Source organism: Clostridium sp. CM74B_53, assembly GCF_036318045.1.
Taxonomy (GTDB): domain Bacteria; phylum Bacillota; class Clostridia; order Lachnospirales; family Lachnospiraceae; genus Pilosibacter.
Genome location: NZ_JAWQDE010000004.1, coordinates 183,817 through 202,634, shown reverse-complemented (window position 1 = coordinate 202,634; position 18,818 = coordinate 183,817). Strand labels below are relative to the sequence as shown.

Genomic DNA, 18,818 nt, shown 5'->3' with positions numbered 1-18,818 from the left:
AAAGCGCCGTTTTCACTTTTTTGTGAACCGGCGCATTTTTTCCATCATTTTTCCGGTTCTGTTACCCGGTGTCCGCGGACAAGGAGCCTGTGGGTATTTACCCCATACGGAGTACAGGTATAAAGCGTCACAAGGTCTTTTCCGTTCTGAATATAAAGTTCTTCCGTCTCTTCCGGGAGTGTTACGAGGATCTGATCCACCTCATACGTGAATGTCTCGTTTAAGACATCCAGAGTGAACCGATCTCCCACTTCCAGTTTGTCCAGGTCGGTGAACAGTTTCGCCTTCACAAGACCGTTATGGGCAGCCAGCACACAATGGGTATTTTCACCGCCCACCGGCAGGCTTGTCCCATACCAGAAACCGGCGCCCGACTGAAGCGCCCGCTCTTCCGTTCCGTGGTAAATGGGAATGTGGACCCCGATCTTCGGAATGTCCACATATCCCATCATCCCTGTTCCCCATGGATCCAGAAGGTGGTCAAGCTCCTCCCGTTCCTCTGCGGGAACCAGAAACTGTTCCTCTTTCTTTGCAAGTCTTTCATTGTACTCTCGGGCCGCCTGGATCATTTCTTCGCAGTCGATCCCCTGAAACCGGTCATACGCCGCAATCGCCTTGTTAAACTGATACTGATAGTACCAGTCACAGATATGCGGGTACAGGAAAATTCCCAGTCCCAGAAGAAATATGACTGCTATGAGGATCCCGCGCCCGGTGAGCCATGAAGGTTTCCTGCCGGAATTACCGGATCCATGCTCCATTTGCGTCTACCTGATATCCGTCCGGTGTTGTGGTGTTCGCAAGCATTGCGCCAAGTGTTCCCTTGTCGGATGCTGTGTTGAAGTAATACCACTTGCCGTCGATCTCATGCCAGCCGGTGTACATGCGTCCTCTTGTGTTGTCGTACTGAGTATGGAGATAATACCAGTTGTTGTTCCGGTATAACCAGCCGTCTTCCATCCAGCCGTCTACATCAAAGTAGTACCAGTCGGAGCGGCCGTTCCATGTGAGGTATACCCACTCATCATGCGGGAATGTACCGTCATCATAGCAGAACCACCAACCGTTTAATCTCCAGGTTCCTGTCGCGTCGCGGTAGCCGCCCTTTGCCTGAATTGCCGCGTCTGTGTAGTATTCCGGACGGTCAAAGTCGATGGCAAATCCGTAGGTGTAGAAACCGTAGATCGTATCACCGATCTTTAAGTACTCGTTGGACGGAAGTCTTCCGTTGTCCTCCGTGAACTCGCCGCCCTCTAAGATCCAGCGACCGGACTTACCGGCTGCGTTTGTGGCTTTGCCTCTTGTGGAGGTGCCATAGTCATAATCGCTGTCATCACTGTCACTGCCGCTTGATCTCCACCTGTAAGTGATCGTGAAGGTCGTTCCATCTTTTCCTACAACATATCCAACCGGGAACTTATCCCAGGTCTGATCGCTGTAGCTGCTGCTCTTTCCCTTGGATGCTGGAATATCCGCAAGCGTGAGCTTCGTTCCAACCTCAAAGGTCTTTGTGAGTTCTGTCTGACCGTTCTCTGTAAATGTTCCGTTTACAACAACGAACTTGATATCGGTGTACTGCTTCTCAGGTGTTTTCTCGCATTTTGCTTTGAAGTTGATCACGATCTCCTGATTTTCAGAATACCACTTGCCGTCCTCCTCATCGTAGAAGAGCTTGACTGTTGCTGCATCGTCTCCTGCATTAGTATGCTTTCCATCTGCATATGCCTTGATGTAATCTTTTGCAAATACAGTAACAACTGCCTCGTTATCGTCTTCCTTATCTCTTGTGACGCTGTAAGTTCCAGCCATAAGACCGAAGGACTGCGGAGCGTGCTGCTCATCTGTTTCACAGGTTACATTGATCGTTTCTCCAAGCAGCTTCTTCAGATCATCGTATTTCGGAAGAGCCGGTTTCTCCGGATTGTTTTCGGTACACTTCACTGTAAATGTAACCGGTACCGTACCGTCCGCAAGTTCCCATGCGCTTCCATCGTACTTGAAGGTCAGTGTTGCAGATGGTCTTCCCGGCAGCGTATGTGTTCCATATTCATCGTTATATGCTTTCACATAAGCATCAGCATTCACTGTGACGATTGCTCTTGCGTCACTTGCGCTTGCAACTGTGTAACTGTCAGGGAGCAACGGATAACTTTCGTTATTATGATCTGCATTGCTTCCGGTATGAATAAGCGCAATATCAATAAGTGCTTTTAACTCATCATCCGTCGGAAACTCCGGACTCTCCGGCTCCTTGGCGTCAAACCATGCCCAGAAATCAATCTCATCTCCGCCTTTGACCATCCACGCAATATCAGGCTTTACAGATGCAGAATTATTACCTTTGGTCCATTTCGTAAATTCATAGCCTTCTGCCGCTTCGACTTTCACGCCCTCCAGTGATGGAGTTACGTTTTTCTGTTCCTCTTCAAGAGTATAAACCTGAACGGTGCCATTGTTGTCTGCATTTTCGCCGTCAGTTACAGTACCATTTCCGTCTTTATTGCCAAACTTAACAAGAACCTGCTTGTTATCCGGAATTTCATCTCCACCTGTTTCACTGCCGTCCTTACTATTCCAGGAATCACGGTAATAGTAAAGATCGATAATGTTCCTGCCTGGCTGGAACACAGAATTCTCTGTATAATCCGTTGTTGTACCCTCAACAGTAACTGTCGCATGGCCATACAGATAATCTGTATAATAATAAGACTGAGTTGTCATAAGACCGGCAACTTTAGAAGAAATCAAAGCGCCTTCCTCTGCTGTCTGATTAACATCAACAGATTCATCGTACACAGATTTCTCTGTGTCTGTATCAAAGTAGTGCTTGTTTACAACATAAGTGACTGTTTCTGCAGGAATGGAGCCATCTTCTTCCCAGATTGCGCTCAGATGAACCTCATAACTGGAACCTGCCGCATAACCAACCGATACTGGAGCGACCAATTTGTCCTCACCAAACTGCCATCCTTTGAAAACATATCCAGATTTTTCTGGTGCATTACTACCGTCAAGGATTTCAATCATATCTCCGGAATTCATCCCTGCTCGTGTCAGCATATTGCGATCTGTATTCAGCGTATAAGTTTCCTGCGCTTCATACTCTTCACTCCAAGTTCCACCATTTGCATCATATATGACACTGAAGATTGCCTGATTCGGCTTCTCTGTGGATACCTGAACATTAACAATATACTCTTTTGCCTCTGTCGGTGTCGGAATTGCTTCAGGGTCACTCGATACTACATAATATGTCGTATCACCCACGAGAACCGTTTCCGGAATTTCTGTAATCTTCTTAAAAGAAACATTTCCACCGGTAAAACCAATCCAATCGTTGTCTGTCTTTACAACGTTTCCAGTGCCCTGTTCCGTATACTGAACCATAAGTTTTGCTCCGGTAATGGACGGTTTCGGGAACTGTACTGTATGATTCTCTGATCCTGCCGTATAGCTGAGTACTGCGTCTCCATTAAGATCCACACTGCCAGCATTCGACGTATCTTTAACCTTCACACGATAAGTAAGACTGACCCCGTTTTCATCCAGTCCATTCGGATCATTCCAGGTAATCTCGTTCTTTTCAGAGTCATACTTAGCTGCAGCATCACTGCCGTCAACCTTAATGTCACCGACCAGTTCAACATTATTTCCCAACGGGTCCGTAATTCCGGTCTTGATCTTCTGGCTGATCTTATTTAGCGCCACCTTCAGAGAATCTTCGTCTGTCGCGTTAAAATTATAGTCAGATCCGTTTGCAAGACTCTTGAAGCCTTCGCTGCTGAATGTGAAACCTACCGTATAGACTTTGCCGTTGTTGGTAGCTGATTTAAAGCTTTTTAATTCCTTCGTGGGATAATTATTGTTGCTTGTTTCACCGTCCGCAACAATTACCATAACCTTATCGGTATCTGAATCATCACTTTCAAATTTTTTTAAAGCATGCTTAACGCCTTCTGTCAGAAAAGTTCCACCCTCTGGTGTTACATTACTATACGGATTTTCTGAACCACTTCCATCTCCCTGACTATTTTGCTCATTAAACCATGTATAATCATAGCTGATATTGTCCGAACCCAACTCATCTGTCATTGATTTGATCGATTCTGTTGCAATTTTCCAACGACTTTTCAACGTGGGATTTTTATCGATTTCCGTACATCCACTTACGTACTTACCTTTCCACGTTTCGTAATAATAATGCGCATGGTCCTTAAGTACTGGTTGCCACGGTACTTCCCTAATTGTATTATTCGTGCAGAAATTCATCGACCCTGACGCATCCAGCAAAAATACCACATGCGTCTTTTTTGTTTCTACTTTCTCTTTAGCCTTTGCTGAGAGTGTAATGGTATAATCATTCGTGTCAGCATTATATACAGCTGTCTTGTTAAGCTCAATATCCGGATCTGTAGCTGTTGACGCTGTTCCATTAAAGTTATATTTCTTTGCAGCCGGTGTCAGCGTACCAGATGGTTCACCTGATACATCCGCCAACGACACTCCCGGCACAGACCCAACGACCATACAGGCCGTCATGAGTGCTGCCAGAACACGTTTTTTCATTCCGCGCTTCTTCATCTCTCTTTTCCTCCTTTTCGAATCGTGGATCGTAACTGTATCTCTGTCGAACAGTTACTGTGAGTCAATATTTCAATTGCTGCACACAGGATTCTTCTGCCTCTGTATGCTCACAAAGCCCCTCCTTTCCCCCTTGTTCCTTAAAATTTATAAAAATCACTCCCTAAACTGCATTCTATGCAGCAAAGCTGCCCGGTATTCCTGCGGTTGGAAGTGTTTTTATCAGTATTGTGATTCCCCTGCGTCCTCAGGAATTTTCTTCGCGGTATTTCGCTAAAAATGGATCATATAACCGTTTTTCCGCGTCCAGCCGCGCCTGAACTGCCTCCTCATAGGTTGCGAAGCTGCCAAGATTGTAGGACTTTCCCTGAAAGCCAATGGATGCTCTCCATCGGTTGTTTTCTCTTCTGTACACTCCGCGGTGACCGGAAGTATTATTGGAAAATGTCTTTCTGCACGCGATCCGCTCCACACAGGTTCCGTCCATAAAATGGATGGCTTTCTTCATATTTACTTTTCTCTGTGCTTCCTGAAGACAGCCACAGCTCCTTGTGACCCCGGAACGGAGATTCTCTTTGCGGCAGATGCATTGTTTTCCACAGTCACACTGACAAAGCCAGTAATCACTCATCCTGTCCGGACGATCCGTGTGATCCCCTTCGGACGATCTGCTTTGCTCCACCGTGCCATCACGTTTTTCTGTCAACCCCGCTGCCGGTCCCAGAACGACAAGCCTGCCGTACCGCTGTCCGGTGAGATCGAGGCGTTTTTCCTGGAGTCGGATCCGCCTTCTGCATCCACAGCTCTTCGTGTGTCCATTTTTCAGGTGTGAATCTTCCACGGTGCATATATTCCCGCAGTCACACCGGCACCGCCAATAGGTTTTCGGTTTTCCCGGAATCTTCACTTTTTCAATTACCACGAGACTTCCGTATCGTTCTCCGATCATACATTTTTTCATTCAAAAAAGCCGTTCATGACATAATGTGTATTATGTCATAACGAATCCCCCTTGTATTCATATATATACATAAAAATAATATCACGAAAACCCTTTGTTTTCAATGGATATTCCGGGATTTTTACTTTTTTGCGTTTTTTTAACATGATTTTCAAAAGAACATACAGTCCTGGAAGCAGGTTTGCAGACCGGTTCACTTTTCTAAATTAACTTTAGGAAGCGTAAAAAGCATGTAAATTTCATGTAAGAACGATGCAGGATCATCTAAGATAAGCCGTTCATGACATAATACACATTATGTCGCAGACGGATCCTTTATTTTTCCCTTTTGTTCCATATTACCTTTCTTTCCTTCCGATCCCCCTTCCTCCCTTTGGACCAGTCCCAGCTCTAAATCCTTCGCGCAGGCCTCCTCGCTCGTGATCATCGTATACCGTCTCGTTGTCTCGATACTGCTGTGCCCAAGATAATCTGCCAATCGCGCGAGATCGTGTTCCCTTTCGTAAAAGCATCTCGCGAAGAGATGTCTCAGATTATGCGGAAACACTTTACTTGCTGCCACCTTTGCCCTCTCACAGAGACTTTTCATCTCCGTCCATATATTTCTCCGGTCCAGCGGTCTCCCGTTCCTTGAGTGGAAAATACTTCCCGCCCTGATCTTCTGTTTTCGACAGTAGTCTTTCAAAAGGATCAGAAGGGACCTTGGGATCAGGATGATCCGAACTTTGCCCTTAAAGTCAATCCGTATCTTTCGCTCCTTTAGAGTCTCCGCTGTCAGATATTTTAATTCTCCGATCCGCATCCCCGTTCCCGCGATGGTCTGAAGGATGCAGAACAGGCGCTCGCGATTCTCCCGTCTCGCAGTCATAAGAAGTCTCTGGTACTCTTCGCGCGTCAGTTCCCTCTCCTCCTCACGAAAGATCCGTCTCTGCGTTCTGCACACACGGACCCGGAGATCGTCCCGGCCGATCCAGCTCAGATACCCATTCACCGCAATCAGCATGGAATTTACACTGGACGTCCGGTATTTTTCTACGAGAAGCTTTTTATACTCCAAGATGATCTCCTTGCTCAGCTCCCGTTCCCCTGAAAATATCAGGAAATTCCGCACATCCCTCAGATACTTTTCGATCGTATTTTTACTTTTCTCGCATTCTGTTAAATATTGCCCATAATGTTCCAGATCATACTTCATGAACGATTCTTCTCCTGTTCTGTCAGGCTCTCTGCATCTGACATGTTTTATAATATGAAGCTTTTCATTATTTCTTATTATGGCACATTTTTCAGAAAATTACTCGTATAATCTGCCTGTAAAAGATGTTTGCAAGATTATTTTCAAGATTCATGCATTTCACGAATACATTTCTTAATTCCAAAATTTCAGAAATTCCTGTATTTCCGACGAAATTCGACTTTTTCTCCAGGCAAGAAGGACCTCTGTTGTAAAATCAGCATCACAGACCTCACATGCTTTCAGCTTATCAGAAAGTTCCAGCATCGAAGTCGGCAGGATCGCGATCCCCATTCCCCGTTCCGCCATCGTGATCGCGGTTCTTGCATCTTCACAAGCAAGGTAGATATCGCAGACAAGTCCCGCCTCCTCAAACTTCGAGGCGATATATTTCTGAAACCGGTGGGACAGGATCAGGGGCTGTTCCGAAAGCTCCTGCAGATGGAGCGATGTGCGTCCTTTTAAAAGAGGGAACTCCGGAACTGCCATGGCGAGAAGGCGTTCCTCCGCCAGAGTTTTCGTCTCACAGCCCCTTAACGTAATTGGCGTGCGCAGGGTCGTGAGGTCAAGGATCCGGTTCTCAAGCTGATCCCTCATCGTGAATGTGGATCCCTCGTGGATATCAAAATGGATATTGGGATGGCTTTTTGCAAAACGCATCAGGTAATGGGACATCATGGACACGGTGGACGGAGTCATTCCGATATGGATCGTCGCCGCCTGACTTGATTTTATGACCTCACGCTTCGTTACCTCCGAGAGCATCAGGATCTTTCCCGCCTGTTCGTAGAGCGTTTTTCCCGCCTCCGTCAGTGTGATATGCTTCATGCCGCGGATAAAAAGCGGCACCTGAAGTTCCTCCTCCAGCATTTTCATCTGGTAGCTTAACGGCGGCTGTGTCATATGAAGCTCCCTCGCCGCTCCGCTGATGGTTCCGGCGTCAACGATGGCCCGGAAGTATTCTAACTGTCTGATCTCCATAGTCTCTCCTTCTGACCGGCGATCTGCGGATTTCCACTCTCACAACGGTGCGAGCTGTGGGATCGGATCCCGGATCGTAACAATCATAGTCTGAATGTAAAAAATCTTCTTGTATTATATAATATTTATTATATTTCTATACAAAAACAATAATTTACATATATTATAGGGGATGCTATACTTGAAATGCAAGAAAAAATTTAGAAAGGATCAAATCGTTACAGGAAATCTGTTACAGTACACGGGCACTCCATGCCCGCGCACTGTAACAGGATTTTGCCGATGCTTCGCATTCCGAATCGGCAAAATCCGCGGTCATAACGGTATCATACGGAATTTTCAGTTCAGAAAATTCCTACCCATGAAAAGTAACGGAAAGCTACCATACATATGAAACGTATTGATTTTGAAAACGGAACCATAACGGGCAATATCCTCGGAGCCGCGCTCCCCATGCTGATTGCCCAGATCTTAAACCTTCTATATAATATTGTGGACCGCATCTACATCGCGCGGATCCCGGAGATCGGAACAGCCGCTCTCGGCGCGGTCGGCTTATGCTTTCCGATCATTGTCATCATCACAGCCTTCAGCAACCTCTTTGGGACCGGCGGTGCGCCGCTCTTCTCGATCTTTCGCGGGAAGAAGGACCCTGACACAGCAAGGCGCATTATGAACACTTCTTTTACGATGCTCTGTGTCTGCGCTATGATCCTGATGGCGGTCGGCTTCCTCTTCGCCCGCCCGATCCTGATCCTCTTCGGTGCTTCCGCTGAGGCTATCATTTACGCTTATCCGTATATGATGCTCTATCTGATTGGAACCCTGCCGTCAATGATCGCAGTCGGAATGAACCCGTTTATCAACGCCCAGGGCTACTCCAGCATCGGCATGTTATCCGTCGCGATCGGTGCCGGAACAAATCTGGTACTTGATCCGCTCTTTATTTTTGCCCTCGGACTCGGTGTCCGCGGCGCTGCCATCGCCACCGTGATCTCCCAGTGTCTGTCCGCCGCCTTCGTCCTGTTTTTCCTCACGAAAAAATCCGAGTTGAAGCTGCGGTTCCTTCATAAAAATGAGATCCCGGAATGTACCGGGCACGCGAAAAATATCCTCAGCCTCGGCGCTGCCGGATTTATCATGCAGCTCACAAACAGTCTCGTGACGATCTGCTGCAACAATATCCTTTCCGTCACCGGCGGCGATATCTATATCTCCGTCATGACCATCATCTCCAGTGTGCGCCAGCTTGTTGAGACACCGATCCACGCCATGGTAGAGGGAACTTCCCCGATCCTGAGCTACAACTACGGTGCCCGCAGACCGGGACGTGTGCGGAAATCCATTCTGATCATGAGTCTCCTCGTTTTCGGTTACACGGCCGTCATGTGGAGCATGATCATTCTCATCCCGGAAACGCTGATCCGTATTTTCAGCTCGGACGCGGCGCTGATCCAGGATGCGGTTCCTGCGCTGAACATGTATTTTGCAGCTTTTATCTTTATGGACCTCCAGTACATCGGTCAGGCGGTATTTAAATCCCTGAATAAGAAGGTCTTTGCGATCTTCTTCTCCCTGCTCCGCAAGGTATTCATCGTTGTACCGCTGACCTACTTTCTCCCCTACGTCATGCATATGGGAACCGATGGCGTATTCCTCGCTGAGCCGGTCTCCAATGTCATCGGCGGAACCGCCTGCATTCTCACAATGCTGATCACGATCATGCCTGAGCTGAAACGGATCGAGGTTGAGAACCGCAGGGCGGAATAAAAGCTTAAAGCGTTTTTTGCAAAAAAATAGAAGTTCCTCGCGGAGCTTCTATTTTTTTCTGATCTTCGCCACAAAAAATCCCTCAAACAATTCATTCGGTCCCACGAGGAGCGTCCCCGGCATCGCGTTCGGAAGTAACGGAAGTTCCTTCGTCCAATCTTCCCCAATCGGTACAAGCTCTCCGCCTGCACTCTTTAACACGCGCTTTAAGAGACCTTCGTTCTCCTCTTTTAAGATCGAGCAGGTAGAGTAGACCATCTCATGTCCGGATTTTAAGAGCTTCAGCGCTTTTTTTAACAGTTCTTCCTGCGTTCTCGCAGATCTTTCCACAAGTTCCTTTGAGATCTTTGTCCGGCAGACGCCATCCCGCACTTCTACGGTTCCGCTTCCGCTGCAGGGCGCGTCTAAAAGGATCCGGTCGAAGGAAAAGAAATCGTCGAGCTTTCTTGCGTCCTCCACCATCACGTAGGTTCCCGATGCCCCCTGTTTTTCCAGATTGTATTTTAACTTTTCTGACCGCGCCTTATTCTTCTCACAGGCCGTGATCTGCGCCTGATTTCCCGTCATCGCCACCATCTGGGTCGTCTTTCCGCCCGGGGCAGCAGCCATATCGAGGACGGACTCTCCTGCCTTTGGGCCGAGAAACAGCGGCGGCAGCATGGAGGAAAGGCTCTGGAGATAGATTCCGCCTTCCTTGTAGATCGGAAGTTCCTGGATCTCCGGCTCCCTTGCGCCCTCGATGATCATCGCATCCTCATACCATGATACATTTTTAAACGCGATCCCTGCACCGGTAAGTGCCTGTTCTACCGAGTTCCGGTCCGCCTTTAAGGGATTGACCCGGAGTGTCACCGGGCGTCTCGCCTGATATCCCGCGAGGATCTTCGCGAAAGCTTCCTCTCCATACTGTTTTTTCAACATCTCTTCCAGAAATCCCGGAATCATCTGCTCCATAGCCTGCTCCTTATCGATCTTTTCTTATCTCTTATCACAATTCGCAAAAATATGTAACGATTCAGTACCTTCACAGTTACCTTTCTGCACTTTAACACTTGAAGTTAAAGATATTGAGTCCTGTCTCCTCATCCTTTACGCGGTCCACAACTCCGTCGATCACCGTGATCACCATCTCACAGGTCGCTCCGATGATGCCGCGGCTTAAATGTCCGCCGTACACATTGCCCTTCGCGTCGGCTGCCGCCGCGTGGATGTGGCTGTAATACTTTCCGTCCATGGTGTTGATGGTTCCTGTAAAGGAGACGATCTCAAACATTCCCTCGAAATCATTCCCCATAAACTGACGTTTTTCGAGGTCATAGATGCCGACCGTCATGGATGAAAAAGTTCCAAGTGCGCTGACACTCGCGAGTTTTACGTCCTCGAGCATCGCGATGCGCTTCATCTTCTCGAGCACATCCTCGTCCTTATCAATTCTTGCTACGATCGTATTTCCAAATCTGCGGTATTCCATAATGATTGCCTCCTTATTATGCACGTTCATACAACCGAAACTCTGATTTCAAACTTCTTTTGTAACGGTTCCATATACTCACAGTTACGAACAAAAATCCATTAAAAATTGTCTGCAGCAATGGTATTTTTACTCGCAGCCAATATTTTCTTACTTATACTCTCTTATAATCCGGTGCCACCGCACAACCAATTCCCATTCCGCCAGGTCCGATATGGCAGGAAACGCCGAGAGAAAGGTTATCATAAAGGATCGGAACACCCGGGAATACCTCTTTGATCTCCTCGACCCACGCTGCATTCTCCTCATCCGTTCCGCTGGAAGACGCTAAGAGATGCAGAGCGCCATCGTTTAAGGCATCCTGGAAATTCTCGCGGATCTCTGTCTGCATCGCCTCGATGGCTGTCTTTTTGGCCTTCTGCATTCCGTGGCACTTCTTAAAGGAATCCAGTTTTCCGGTCTGGAGCTTTAAGATCGGTTTGATATTAAATACAGATCCGAGCGCAGCTGCAGCCGGAGTTACTCTTCCGCCTTTTTTCAGGAATTCCAGCGTCTGAAGGGCGATATAGATCATCATCCGGTCTCCCGCCTTTTCCAGGAGTTCGCGGATATGTTCCGCTTCATATCCTTTTTCGATCATATCCAGTGTGTCCAGGATCATCTGGTGAAGCGGCGCCGCAACCTGTCCGTCGTCCACAACGAGGACGCGTCCTTCATATTTTTCCTCCTGCGCCAGCATCATCGCCGTATTGTAGGAACTGCTGAGTCCGCTGCTGATCGGCATATACAGGATCTTTTCATATTCTTCGAGTGCTTTGTCCCAGATTTCCATCACAGCGGTCGGAGATGGCTGGGAAGTCGAAATATCGGCTCCGGATGTCAGCTTTTCAAAAAACAGTTCCCTGGAAAGCGTCACACTCTCATAATAGCACTCCCCGTCGATATAGAACGGCATCGGCAGGACAAAGATCCCGAGTTTCTTTGCCTCTTCCTGGCTGATGCTGCTGTGACTGTCTGTTACGATTCCAATTTTCTTCATATATGTATTTCCTCTTTATATCCTGGATTCACGCAAGAGATTGCTGTCTTTTGCGCAATTTTAACGTTTTGCGTATCTAATAATCGTAACATCCAAAATCCTTCCAGTCAATAGGGTGGAGGCAAAAAATGACAGATTGTCACTATTTTCTCTTATGTAAAAAGAATGTGTCCTGGCACATTCTCGCACCGGGCGCGCGGTCGCTTGCGACGATTTTCATCTTCTCGCGAATGTGCCTTTTTTCATAGGAAGTTCCATTGGAATCTTCTATGAAAAAAGCGCTGTGTCACAGCCCATTTTCTATGACACAGCGCCAGGATGTACATGTACTATTTGTAGTTGACGATCTTTCCGAAATCAGCCTTTAAGGATGCGCCGCCGACAAGTCCTCCGTCGATATCCACCTGCGCAAAGAGCTCTGCAGCATTTCCGGCATTTACAGATCCACCGTACTGGATGCGGATTGCTTCCTTTGTTGCCTCATCGTAGATCTCACCGATGCACGCACGGATCGCTCCGCAGACTTCCTCGGCCTGTTCTGTCGTTGCTGTCTTTCCGGTTCCGATCGCCCAGATCGGCTCATAAGCGATCACAGCAGTCTTCGCCTGGTCTGCTGTCACGTTCTGGAACGCAATCTTCACCTGTTTGCGGATCCAGTCCAGAGTGATGCCCTGTTCTCTCTGGGTAAGAGTCTCACCGCAGCAGATGATCGGGGTCAGTCCATGCTCGAATGCCTTTAAGACTTTCTTATTGACAGTCTCATCTGTCTCAGCGAAGTACTCTCTTCTCTCGGAATGTCCGATAATCACATATTTTACGCCGGCATCTGTCAGCATGTTCGGGGAGATCTCGCCTGTGTACGCGCCCTTCTCCTCGAAATACATATTCTCAGCGCCGACCTCGATGTTTGTTCCCTCGCATGCCTTTACGACAGGAATGATGTCGATAGCCGGTACGCAGAATACAACGTCCGCTTCCTCCGTCTTAACGAGCGGCTTTAATGTCTCAACGAGTGCCACTGCCTCGGACGGAGTCATGTTCATTTTCCAGTTTCCAGCGATAATTTTCTTTCTTGCCATGGTTATCTACCCCCATATATACCAATATTTATCTTCAAGATCCATATACAGGATTCTCTCTGAACGATAACATTCAAAAACTACATCTGCAGTTTTCCATACTATGACAAAATCCGGGACGGGATCACCGCCCCGGATCTGAAATCTCGGACACTATAATATTTACAGCCAGGGAAGTAAATGCGTACATTTGCTCCCCCTATACCGGAACAGACCTGAAAGGGCTTGTGCAAGCGAGCTTGCAGCGCCCTTCCACGCCTGTTCCGGCGCACGGTGTACTGGTTTCATTCATTCATTTACTTATCGTCAGCTGCTGCAACGCCCGGGAGTTCTTTTCCTTCCAGGAACTCTAAGGATGCGCCGCCGCCTGTGGAGATGTGGCTCATCTTGTCGCCGAAGCCGAGCTGGTTGACAGCTGCTGCGGAGTCACCGCCGCCGATGATCGTTGTCGCATCTGTCTCAGCAAGTGCCTTTGCCACTGCGATCGTACCAGCAGCAAGTGTCGGGTTCTCGAATACGCCCATCGGTCCGTTCCATACAACAGTCTTTGCGTTCTTCACTGCGTCCGCGTAGATCTTGCAGGTCTCAGGTCCGATGTCAACGCCCTCTTTGTCAGCCGGGATCGCATCTACGGAAACATACTCAACCTCGACCGGAGCATCGATCGGGTTCGGGAACTCAGAGACAACCGTCGTATCAACCGGAAGAAGAAGCTTCTTGCCAAGCTTTGCTGCCTTATCCATCATCTCTTTGCAGTAATCGATCTTTGTATCGTCAACTAAGGACTTACCGATCTCCTTGCCCTGTGCCTTTAAGAAGGTGTAAGCCATACCGCCGCCGATGATAAGAGTATCGCACTTCTCAAGGAGGTTGGAGATTACATTTAACTTATCAGCAACTTTCGCGCCGCCGAGGATCGCAACGAACGGGCGAACCGGATTCTCAACCGCGTTTCCAAGGAAAGCGATCTCTTTCTCCATCAGGTAGCCGACTACGTTGGAGCCGCCCTTTGCGGAGATGAATTTTGTAACGCCAGCTACAGAAGCGTGTGCTCTGTGGGAGGAACCGAATGCGTCGCATACATAATCGTCTGCGAGGTCAGCCAGCTCTTTGCTGAACTGTTCGCCGTTCTTTGTCTCCTCAGCTCCGCGGAAACGGGTGTTCTGAAGAAGAACGACATCTCCCTCTTTCATTGCGTTCACAGCCTTTGTTGCAGCTTCGCCGGTTACGTTGTAATCGGATACGAAAACAACTTCTTTTCCGAGTTTCTCAGAAAGGCTCTTTGCAACCGGAGCCAGGGATTCTCCCTCGTTCGGGCCATTTTTTACTTTTCCAAGGTGGGAGCAAAGGATCACTTTGCCGCCATCGTTGATCAGCTTCTGGATTGTCGGAAGAGCCGCGTTGATACGTGTCTCGTCTGTGATCTTACCGTCCTTTAACGGTACGTTGAAATCGCAGCGGACCAGCACTCTCTTTCCCTTTACGTTGATATCATCAACTGTTTTCTTATTTAAAGACATGTTGGAATTCCTCCTTTTTATAAATCGAAAAAAAGGGTCCGGTCCTCATCAGACCGGACCCTTTGCTGAGTCTATTTTCTTCGATAACTGCGCGAAATTAAGCGTTTAACAGTTTTCCGAAGTGCTTGATGGTACGAACCATCTGGCTTGTGTAGGAGTTCTCGTTGTCGTACCAGGATACAACCTGAACCTCAGATGTGTTCTCGTCGATCGGAAGAACCATTGTCTGTGTTGCATCGAAGAGAGAACCGTATCTCATACCAACGATATCGCTGGAAACGATCTCATCTGTGTTGTAGCCGAAGGACTCGTTGGAAGCTGCCTTCATTGCTGCGTTGATGGATTCCTTTGTCGGCTGGCCCTTAACAACAGCTGTTAAGATTGTTGTGGAACCTGTCGGTGTAGGAACACGCTGAGCAGAACCGATGAGCTTGCCGTTTAATTCCGGAATTACAAGACCGATTGCCTTTGCAGCACCTGTGCTGTTCGGAACGATGTTGATCGCTGCAGCACGGCTTCTTCTCTTGTCGCCCTTTCTCTGCGGTCCGTCAAGTGTCATCTGGTCGCCTGTGTAAGCGTGAATTGTGCACATGATACCGGACTGGATCGGGTAAGCATCGTTTAATGCTTTTGCCATCGGAGCGAGGCAGTTTGTTGTACAGGAAGCAGCGGAGATGATGTGGTCATCTTTGCTTAATGTCTCGTGGTTTACGTTGTAAACGATCGTCGGAAGATCGTTTCCTGCCGGAGCGGAAATGATAACGTGCTTAGCGCCTGCATCGATATGAGCCTGTGCTTTTGCTTTGGATGTGTAGAAGCCTGTACACTCAAGAACAACGTCTACACCGATCTCGCCCCACGGAAGCTCTGCTGCGTTTGCTTTCGCGTAGATCTTGATCTCTTTGCCATCAACTGTGATGGAGTCTTCACCGTAAGATACGGTATCTGCAAGAGCGTATCTGCCCTGTGTGGAGTCATATTTTAAAAGGTGTGCGAGCATCTCCGGAGAGGTTAAGTCGTTGATCGCAACGATCTCGAATCCCTCTGCGCCAAACATCTGTCTGAATGCAAGACGGCCAATACGGCCAAAACCATTAATCGCAACTTTAACTGCCATTTTTCTTTTCCTCCTAGAAAATGATGTGATTGTTCACGTTGAACAGTCATGGATTGTTAAATAATAATCAACCTTAAGGTTATTGTACCCAATTCCTATAGAAATAGCAAGTCCTTTTTGAAATCTTTTCCTAAATAAAACCGTCCCAAAGCCGCCTAACCTTCCCTCATCATCCCACCATCCTCCAGCCCGCCTGTAAGACTTCAAACAAAATCGCCCCCTCCCGGACTCTTCTCTTCTTCCCTCTCAGAAAAAATTACTTTGCATGCCAGCAAACCCTTTTCTTAATCCCGCCAATCCCCCAACCAGCCGGTGAGAGTTCGGCTGGATGTGCCTGATCCCGGGAGCTGGCTTCCTCCCGGCATCCCCAGCACATCCAGTCGAACTCTCACCGGCCCGCCAGCACATTTTTTCAAGCACATTTTTCTCTTTTCCCCTCTTGCATCTCCCCCTCATTTTCTATATACTAAGTGATAAATATTTTCCATCCCACTCCCGGAGGACCCACATATGATACAGAAATTCCGAAAACTATCCCTGGAGAGTCAGCTCTTTTTAAGCTTCATGGCAGTATCCATCTGTCTTCTGCTCCTCTCCCTAAGTATCACCCTGTTCTCGACGATCACACGCCAGCGACAGGAGATCGATAAAAATATCAGTGCGCTCGCCTCCTACATCGCGTCGATGGACAACGTGATCTCCATGCTGGAAAACGGATATCCGGATGACTCTGCTATTGAAGAGCTGGATTCCCTGTCCGAAAACTTTTCCGACCTCAACGTCATCGCCGTCTACAACACCAACGGTCTCCGCTTTTATCACACGAACCGTCAGGAGACCGGCGAGACCTTCGTCGGCGGCGAGGAAGAAGCGATCTTAAAAGGAAGCCAGCCCTACATCACGACCGGCTACGGCACCCACGGAACACAGCGGCGCGCCTTCCATGCGGTCCTCAGTAAGGACGGGCACATCATCGGCTTTATCATGGCATCCGTCTTCAACACGTATATCTTCGAGCAGATGCAAACGCTCTTTCCTACCTATTTACTGGCCGCAATGGTCATGCTGGTGGCCAGTGTCCTTCTGTCGCACGGACTCGTGTCGCTCCTGCGCGATTCCCTGATGGGCCATCATCCGACCGAGCTTCTTGATCTCTATCTCCGCCAGGATGTCGTTCTGAATGCATTGGAAGAAGGTCTGATCGCGACCGATTCGAATGGCGTGATCGCCTATGCAAACCAGGCGGCAAGACAGCTCTTTCAGCTGCCGCAGCCGGCGCCGGCCACTGAAGGCTGCCATTTTAAGGACCTCTTTCCTGCCTCCCAGGCAGACCGCGTCCTGACTTCCGGAGTTCCGTCCTACCACCGGGCCTGCACCAACGGGAACCACAGACTTCTCGTGAGCGAAGTTCCCGTCAACTCCCAGACAGGTTCCCATGCCGTCCTGACCATCATCAATGACCAGACCGATATGGAAACCGTCATGGATGAGCTCACCGGAGCAAAGGCGATGCTGGACACACTGAGGGCTTTTAACCATGAATTCTTAAATAAACTTCATGTCATACTCGGCTACCTCCAGACAGGTCAGACAGAGGAAGCCATCAAATTCATCATCAACAGCAACCTCGTCTCCAGCCAGTCGATCCGGCAGACAGCCGACTGCATCCGCGTATCAAAGATCTGCGCCCTGGTCATCGGAAAGATGATGCACGCCGCAGAACTCGGGATCCTGCTCACGGTATCCCCCGACAGCCGGTGTCTTGAGAAAGATCTGCTGCTGCCGATGGAAGATTACATCACGATCATCGGAAACCTTCTCGAAAACGCGATTGAGGAGCTTTCCAACGGGGAGCATGAGATCAAAGAGATCACGCTTGGACTCTACTGCGATCCGGACTGCAACATCATCACCTGTGAGGACACCGGCGGTGGGATCCGGCCGGATCTGATCGACCGGATCTATGAGCGTGGAGTCTCATCCAAAGGCGAAAACCGCGGAACCGGACTTTTCCTGATCAAACAACTTGTTGAAGAATCGCACGGGGATATCTCCATCGAAACAGAAGAAGGAGAAGGAACCTGCTTTACCATTACATTTACCGGAAAGGAGAAACCATCATGTACCATGTAATCATCATTGAAGACGACCCGATGGTCGCATCCATCAATAAACAATATATCGAAGTCAGTACCAACTTCCGTGTAGAACATCTCTTCAAAAACGGAGCGGAGGCTCTGCCCTATATCAAAACAAATCCTGTTGATCTCGTGATCCTCGATTACTATGCGCCAGTCATGAACGGCGGTGAATTCCTCGACGCGCTCCATGCGGCAGGACTCACCCCGTATGTGATCATGGTCACCTCCGCGAATGACACGGATATCGTCCGCTCGCTCTTAAACCGCGGCGTCACGGATTATCTTGTAAAACCGTTTGAATATACACGTTTTAAGGCGGCTCTTGACCGTTTTGCGGAGATGAAGAAGTACCTGGAAGATTCCCATGCCAATCTGGACCAGCACGCCATCGACCGTCTGGTTTCCGGAAGCGAGCCCACAACAGAGGCAAAACCGACGCTGGCAAAGGGATTGAACGAGACTACCCTCAATATGGTCCGGGAATATCTGATGGCAAATCCTGACGGCTTCTTCACCAGCGAACAGATCGCCGAGCAGATCCATCTCTCCCGCATTACGATCCGGCGATATATGAATTATATGGTGGACACCGGAGAGATCATCAGCACCATCGACTATAAGACGGGAGGACGCCCTTCCATCAAATACGGATTCGGGAAAAAATAATAAACAGGCATTTCTTAAGACTCTGCACGGATCTGATCCGGCGGAGTCTTCTGTTCAGAGCGTGGCGAACGAAAGTGATTTTTCCGGTTACGATAATTACATAATTCGTTAGATACTTACATAAATTGACATTATATACAAAATATTTTATTCTTTTTATAAAGTTTTTACACTTTTTCCACCAAAATAAGCGGGGTATAAACGGTGGAAGCTGTTTTTTTACTGTGAGCAGTTTTTAAAAATACAGAAACTGAAAGA

14 protein-coding genes are annotated in these 18,818 nt (G+C 48.3%); 3 read left to right on the top strand and 11 right to left on the bottom strand.

What is annotated here, in order from left to right:
• Positions 1-44: 44 nt before the first annotated feature.
• The 5 genes from V2546_RS05115 to V2546_RS05095 form a co-directional block, all read right to left on the bottom strand.
• Positions 45-761 carry a class C sortase gene (locus V2546_RS05115; RefSeq protein WP_329751715.1) on the bottom strand — a complete coding sequence of 239 codons (717 nt, stop codon included), beginning with the start codon at positions 759-761 and terminating at the stop codon, positions 45-47.
• Positions 742-4,581, bottom strand: a complete 3,840-nt coding sequence (locus V2546_RS05110) for a VWA domain-containing protein (protein ID WP_329751714.1) — start codon at positions 4,579-4,581, stop codon at positions 742-744. Before V2546_RS05110 ends, V2546_RS05115 begins: the two co-directional genes overlap by 20 nt.
• Positions 4,582-4,828: 247 nt before the next feature.
• A complete protein-coding gene (locus V2546_RS05105; protein WP_329751713.1) occupies positions 4,829-5,530 on the bottom strand; it encodes an AP2 domain-containing protein in 702 nt (233 codons plus the stop codon).
• A 307-nt stretch (positions 5,531-5,837) separates the two neighbouring features.
• Complete coding sequence (locus V2546_RS05100; RefSeq protein WP_329751712.1) at positions 5,838-6,737, bottom strand: tyrosine-type recombinase/integrase; 900 nt, start codon at positions 6,735-6,737, stop codon at positions 5,838-5,840.
• Between the two features lie 174 nt (positions 6,738-6,911).
• Positions 6,912-7,757 (bottom strand): LysR family transcriptional regulator, encoded by an 846-nt coding sequence (locus tag V2546_RS05095; RefSeq protein ID WP_329751711.1) that lies wholly within the window; start codon positions 7,755-7,757, stop codon positions 6,912-6,914.
• A gap of 390 nt (positions 7,758-8,147) precedes the next feature.
• Between V2546_RS05095 and V2546_RS05090 the strand changes: the two genes are divergently transcribed.
• Positions 8,148-9,527 carry an MATE family efflux transporter gene (locus V2546_RS05090; RefSeq protein ID WP_329751710.1) on the top strand — a complete coding sequence of 460 codons (1,380 nt, stop codon included), beginning with the start codon at positions 8,148-8,150 and terminating at the stop codon, positions 9,525-9,527.
• Between the two features lie 48 nt (positions 9,528-9,575).
• On the opposite strand, the gene V2546_RS05085 is transcribed toward V2546_RS05090, so the two are convergent.
• The 6 genes from V2546_RS05085 to gap form a co-directional block, all read right to left on the bottom strand.
• The gene (locus tag V2546_RS05085; RefSeq protein ID WP_329751709.1) at positions 9,576-10,481 is read right to left on the bottom strand and encodes an RsmB/NOP family class I SAM-dependent RNA methyltransferase; all 906 of its coding nucleotides are present in this window, start codon (positions 10,479-10,481) and stop codon (positions 9,576-9,578) included.
• Positions 10,482-10,572: 91 nt separating this feature from the next.
• On the bottom strand, positions 10,573-10,998 hold the full coding sequence (locus V2546_RS05080) for a PPC domain-containing DNA-binding protein (protein WP_015554968.1): 426 nt from the start codon (positions 10,996-10,998) through the stop codon (positions 10,573-10,575).
• A gap of 154 nt (positions 10,999-11,152) precedes the next feature.
• The gene (locus V2546_RS05075; protein WP_118322777.1) at positions 11,153-12,037 is read right to left on the bottom strand and encodes a DegV family protein; all 885 of its coding nucleotides are present in this window, start codon (positions 12,035-12,037) and stop codon (positions 11,153-11,155) included.
• A gap of 329 nt (positions 12,038-12,366) precedes the next feature.
• Positions 12,367-13,116: a triose-phosphate isomerase gene (gene tpiA, locus V2546_RS05070; RefSeq protein WP_118532841.1), complete on the bottom strand. Its 750-nt coding sequence runs from the start codon at positions 13,114-13,116 to the stop codon at positions 12,367-12,369.
• A 296-nt stretch (positions 13,117-13,412) separates the two neighbouring features.
• Complete coding sequence (locus V2546_RS05065; protein WP_015554971.1) at positions 13,413-14,636, bottom strand: phosphoglycerate kinase; 1,224 nt, start codon at positions 14,634-14,636, stop codon at positions 13,413-13,415.
• Positions 14,637-14,733: 97 nt separating this feature from the next.
• Positions 14,734-15,753, bottom strand: a complete 1,020-nt coding sequence (gap, locus tag V2546_RS05060) for a type I glyceraldehyde-3-phosphate dehydrogenase (RefSeq protein WP_117552041.1) — start codon at positions 15,751-15,753, stop codon at positions 14,734-14,736.
• A 510-nt stretch (positions 15,754-16,263) separates the two neighbouring features.
• Between gap and V2546_RS05055 the strand changes: the two genes are divergently transcribed.
• Together V2546_RS05055 and V2546_RS05050 are read left to right on the top strand one after the other, a co-directional pair.
• Positions 16,264-17,886 (top strand): ATP-binding protein, encoded by a 1,623-nt coding sequence (locus V2546_RS05055; protein ID WP_329751708.1) that lies wholly within the window; start codon positions 16,264-16,266, stop codon positions 17,884-17,886.
• Positions 17,874-18,560, top strand: coding sequence for a response regulator (locus V2546_RS05050; protein ID WP_329751707.1), 687 nt, complete (start codon positions 17,874-17,876; stop codon positions 18,558-18,560). Before V2546_RS05055 ends, V2546_RS05050 begins: the two co-directional genes overlap by 13 nt.
• Positions 18,561-18,818: the final 258 nt, after the last annotated feature.

Bases quoted from the DNA above. Each gene is read 5' to 3' on its own strand.
- V2546_RS05115 (WP_329751715.1), bottom strand. From the start codon at position 761: ATGGAGCATGGATCCGGTAATTCCGGCAGGAAACCTTCATGGCTCACC.
- V2546_RS05110 (WP_329751714.1), bottom strand. From the start codon at position 4,581: ATGAAGAAGCGCGGAATGAAAAAACGTGTTCTGGCAGCACTCATGACG.
- V2546_RS05105 (WP_329751713.1), bottom strand. From the start codon at position 5,530: ATGATCGGAGAACGATACGGAAGTCTCGTGGTAATTGAAAAAGTGAAG.
- V2546_RS05100 (WP_329751712.1), bottom strand. From the start codon at position 6,737: ATGAAGTATGATCTGGAACATTATGGGCAATATTTAACAGAATGCGAG.
- V2546_RS05095 (WP_329751711.1), bottom strand. From the start codon at position 7,757: ATGGAGATCAGACAGTTAGAATACTTCCGGGCCATCGTTGACGCCGGA.
- V2546_RS05090 (WP_329751710.1), top strand. From the start codon at position 8,148: ATGAAACGTATTGATTTTGAAAACGGAACCATAACGGGCAATATCCTC.
- V2546_RS05085 (WP_329751709.1), bottom strand. From the start codon at position 10,481: ATGGAGCAGATGATTCCGGGATTTCTGGAAGAGATGTTGAAAAAACAG.
- V2546_RS05080 (WP_015554968.1), bottom strand. From the start codon at position 10,998: ATGGAATACCGCAGATTTGGAAATACGATCGTAGCAAGAATTGATAAG.
- V2546_RS05075 (WP_118322777.1), bottom strand. From the start codon at position 12,037: ATGAAGAAAATTGGAATCGTAACAGACAGTCACAGCAGCATCAGCCAG.
- tpiA (WP_118532841.1), bottom strand. From the start codon at position 13,116: ATGGCAAGAAAGAAAATTATCGCTGGAAACTGGAAAATGAACATGACT.
- V2546_RS05065 (WP_015554971.1), bottom strand. From the start codon at position 14,636: ATGTCTTTAAATAAGAAAACAGTTGATGATATCAACGTAAAGGGAAAG.
- gap (WP_117552041.1), bottom strand. From the start codon at position 15,753: ATGGCAGTTAAAGTTGCGATTAATGGTTTTGGCCGTATTGGCCGTCTT.
- V2546_RS05055 (WP_329751708.1), top strand. From the start codon at position 16,264: ATGATACAGAAATTCCGAAAACTATCCCTGGAGAGTCAGCTCTTTTTA.
- V2546_RS05050 (WP_329751707.1), top strand. From the start codon at position 17,874: ATGTACCATGTAATCATCATTGAAGACGACCCGATGGTCGCATCCATC.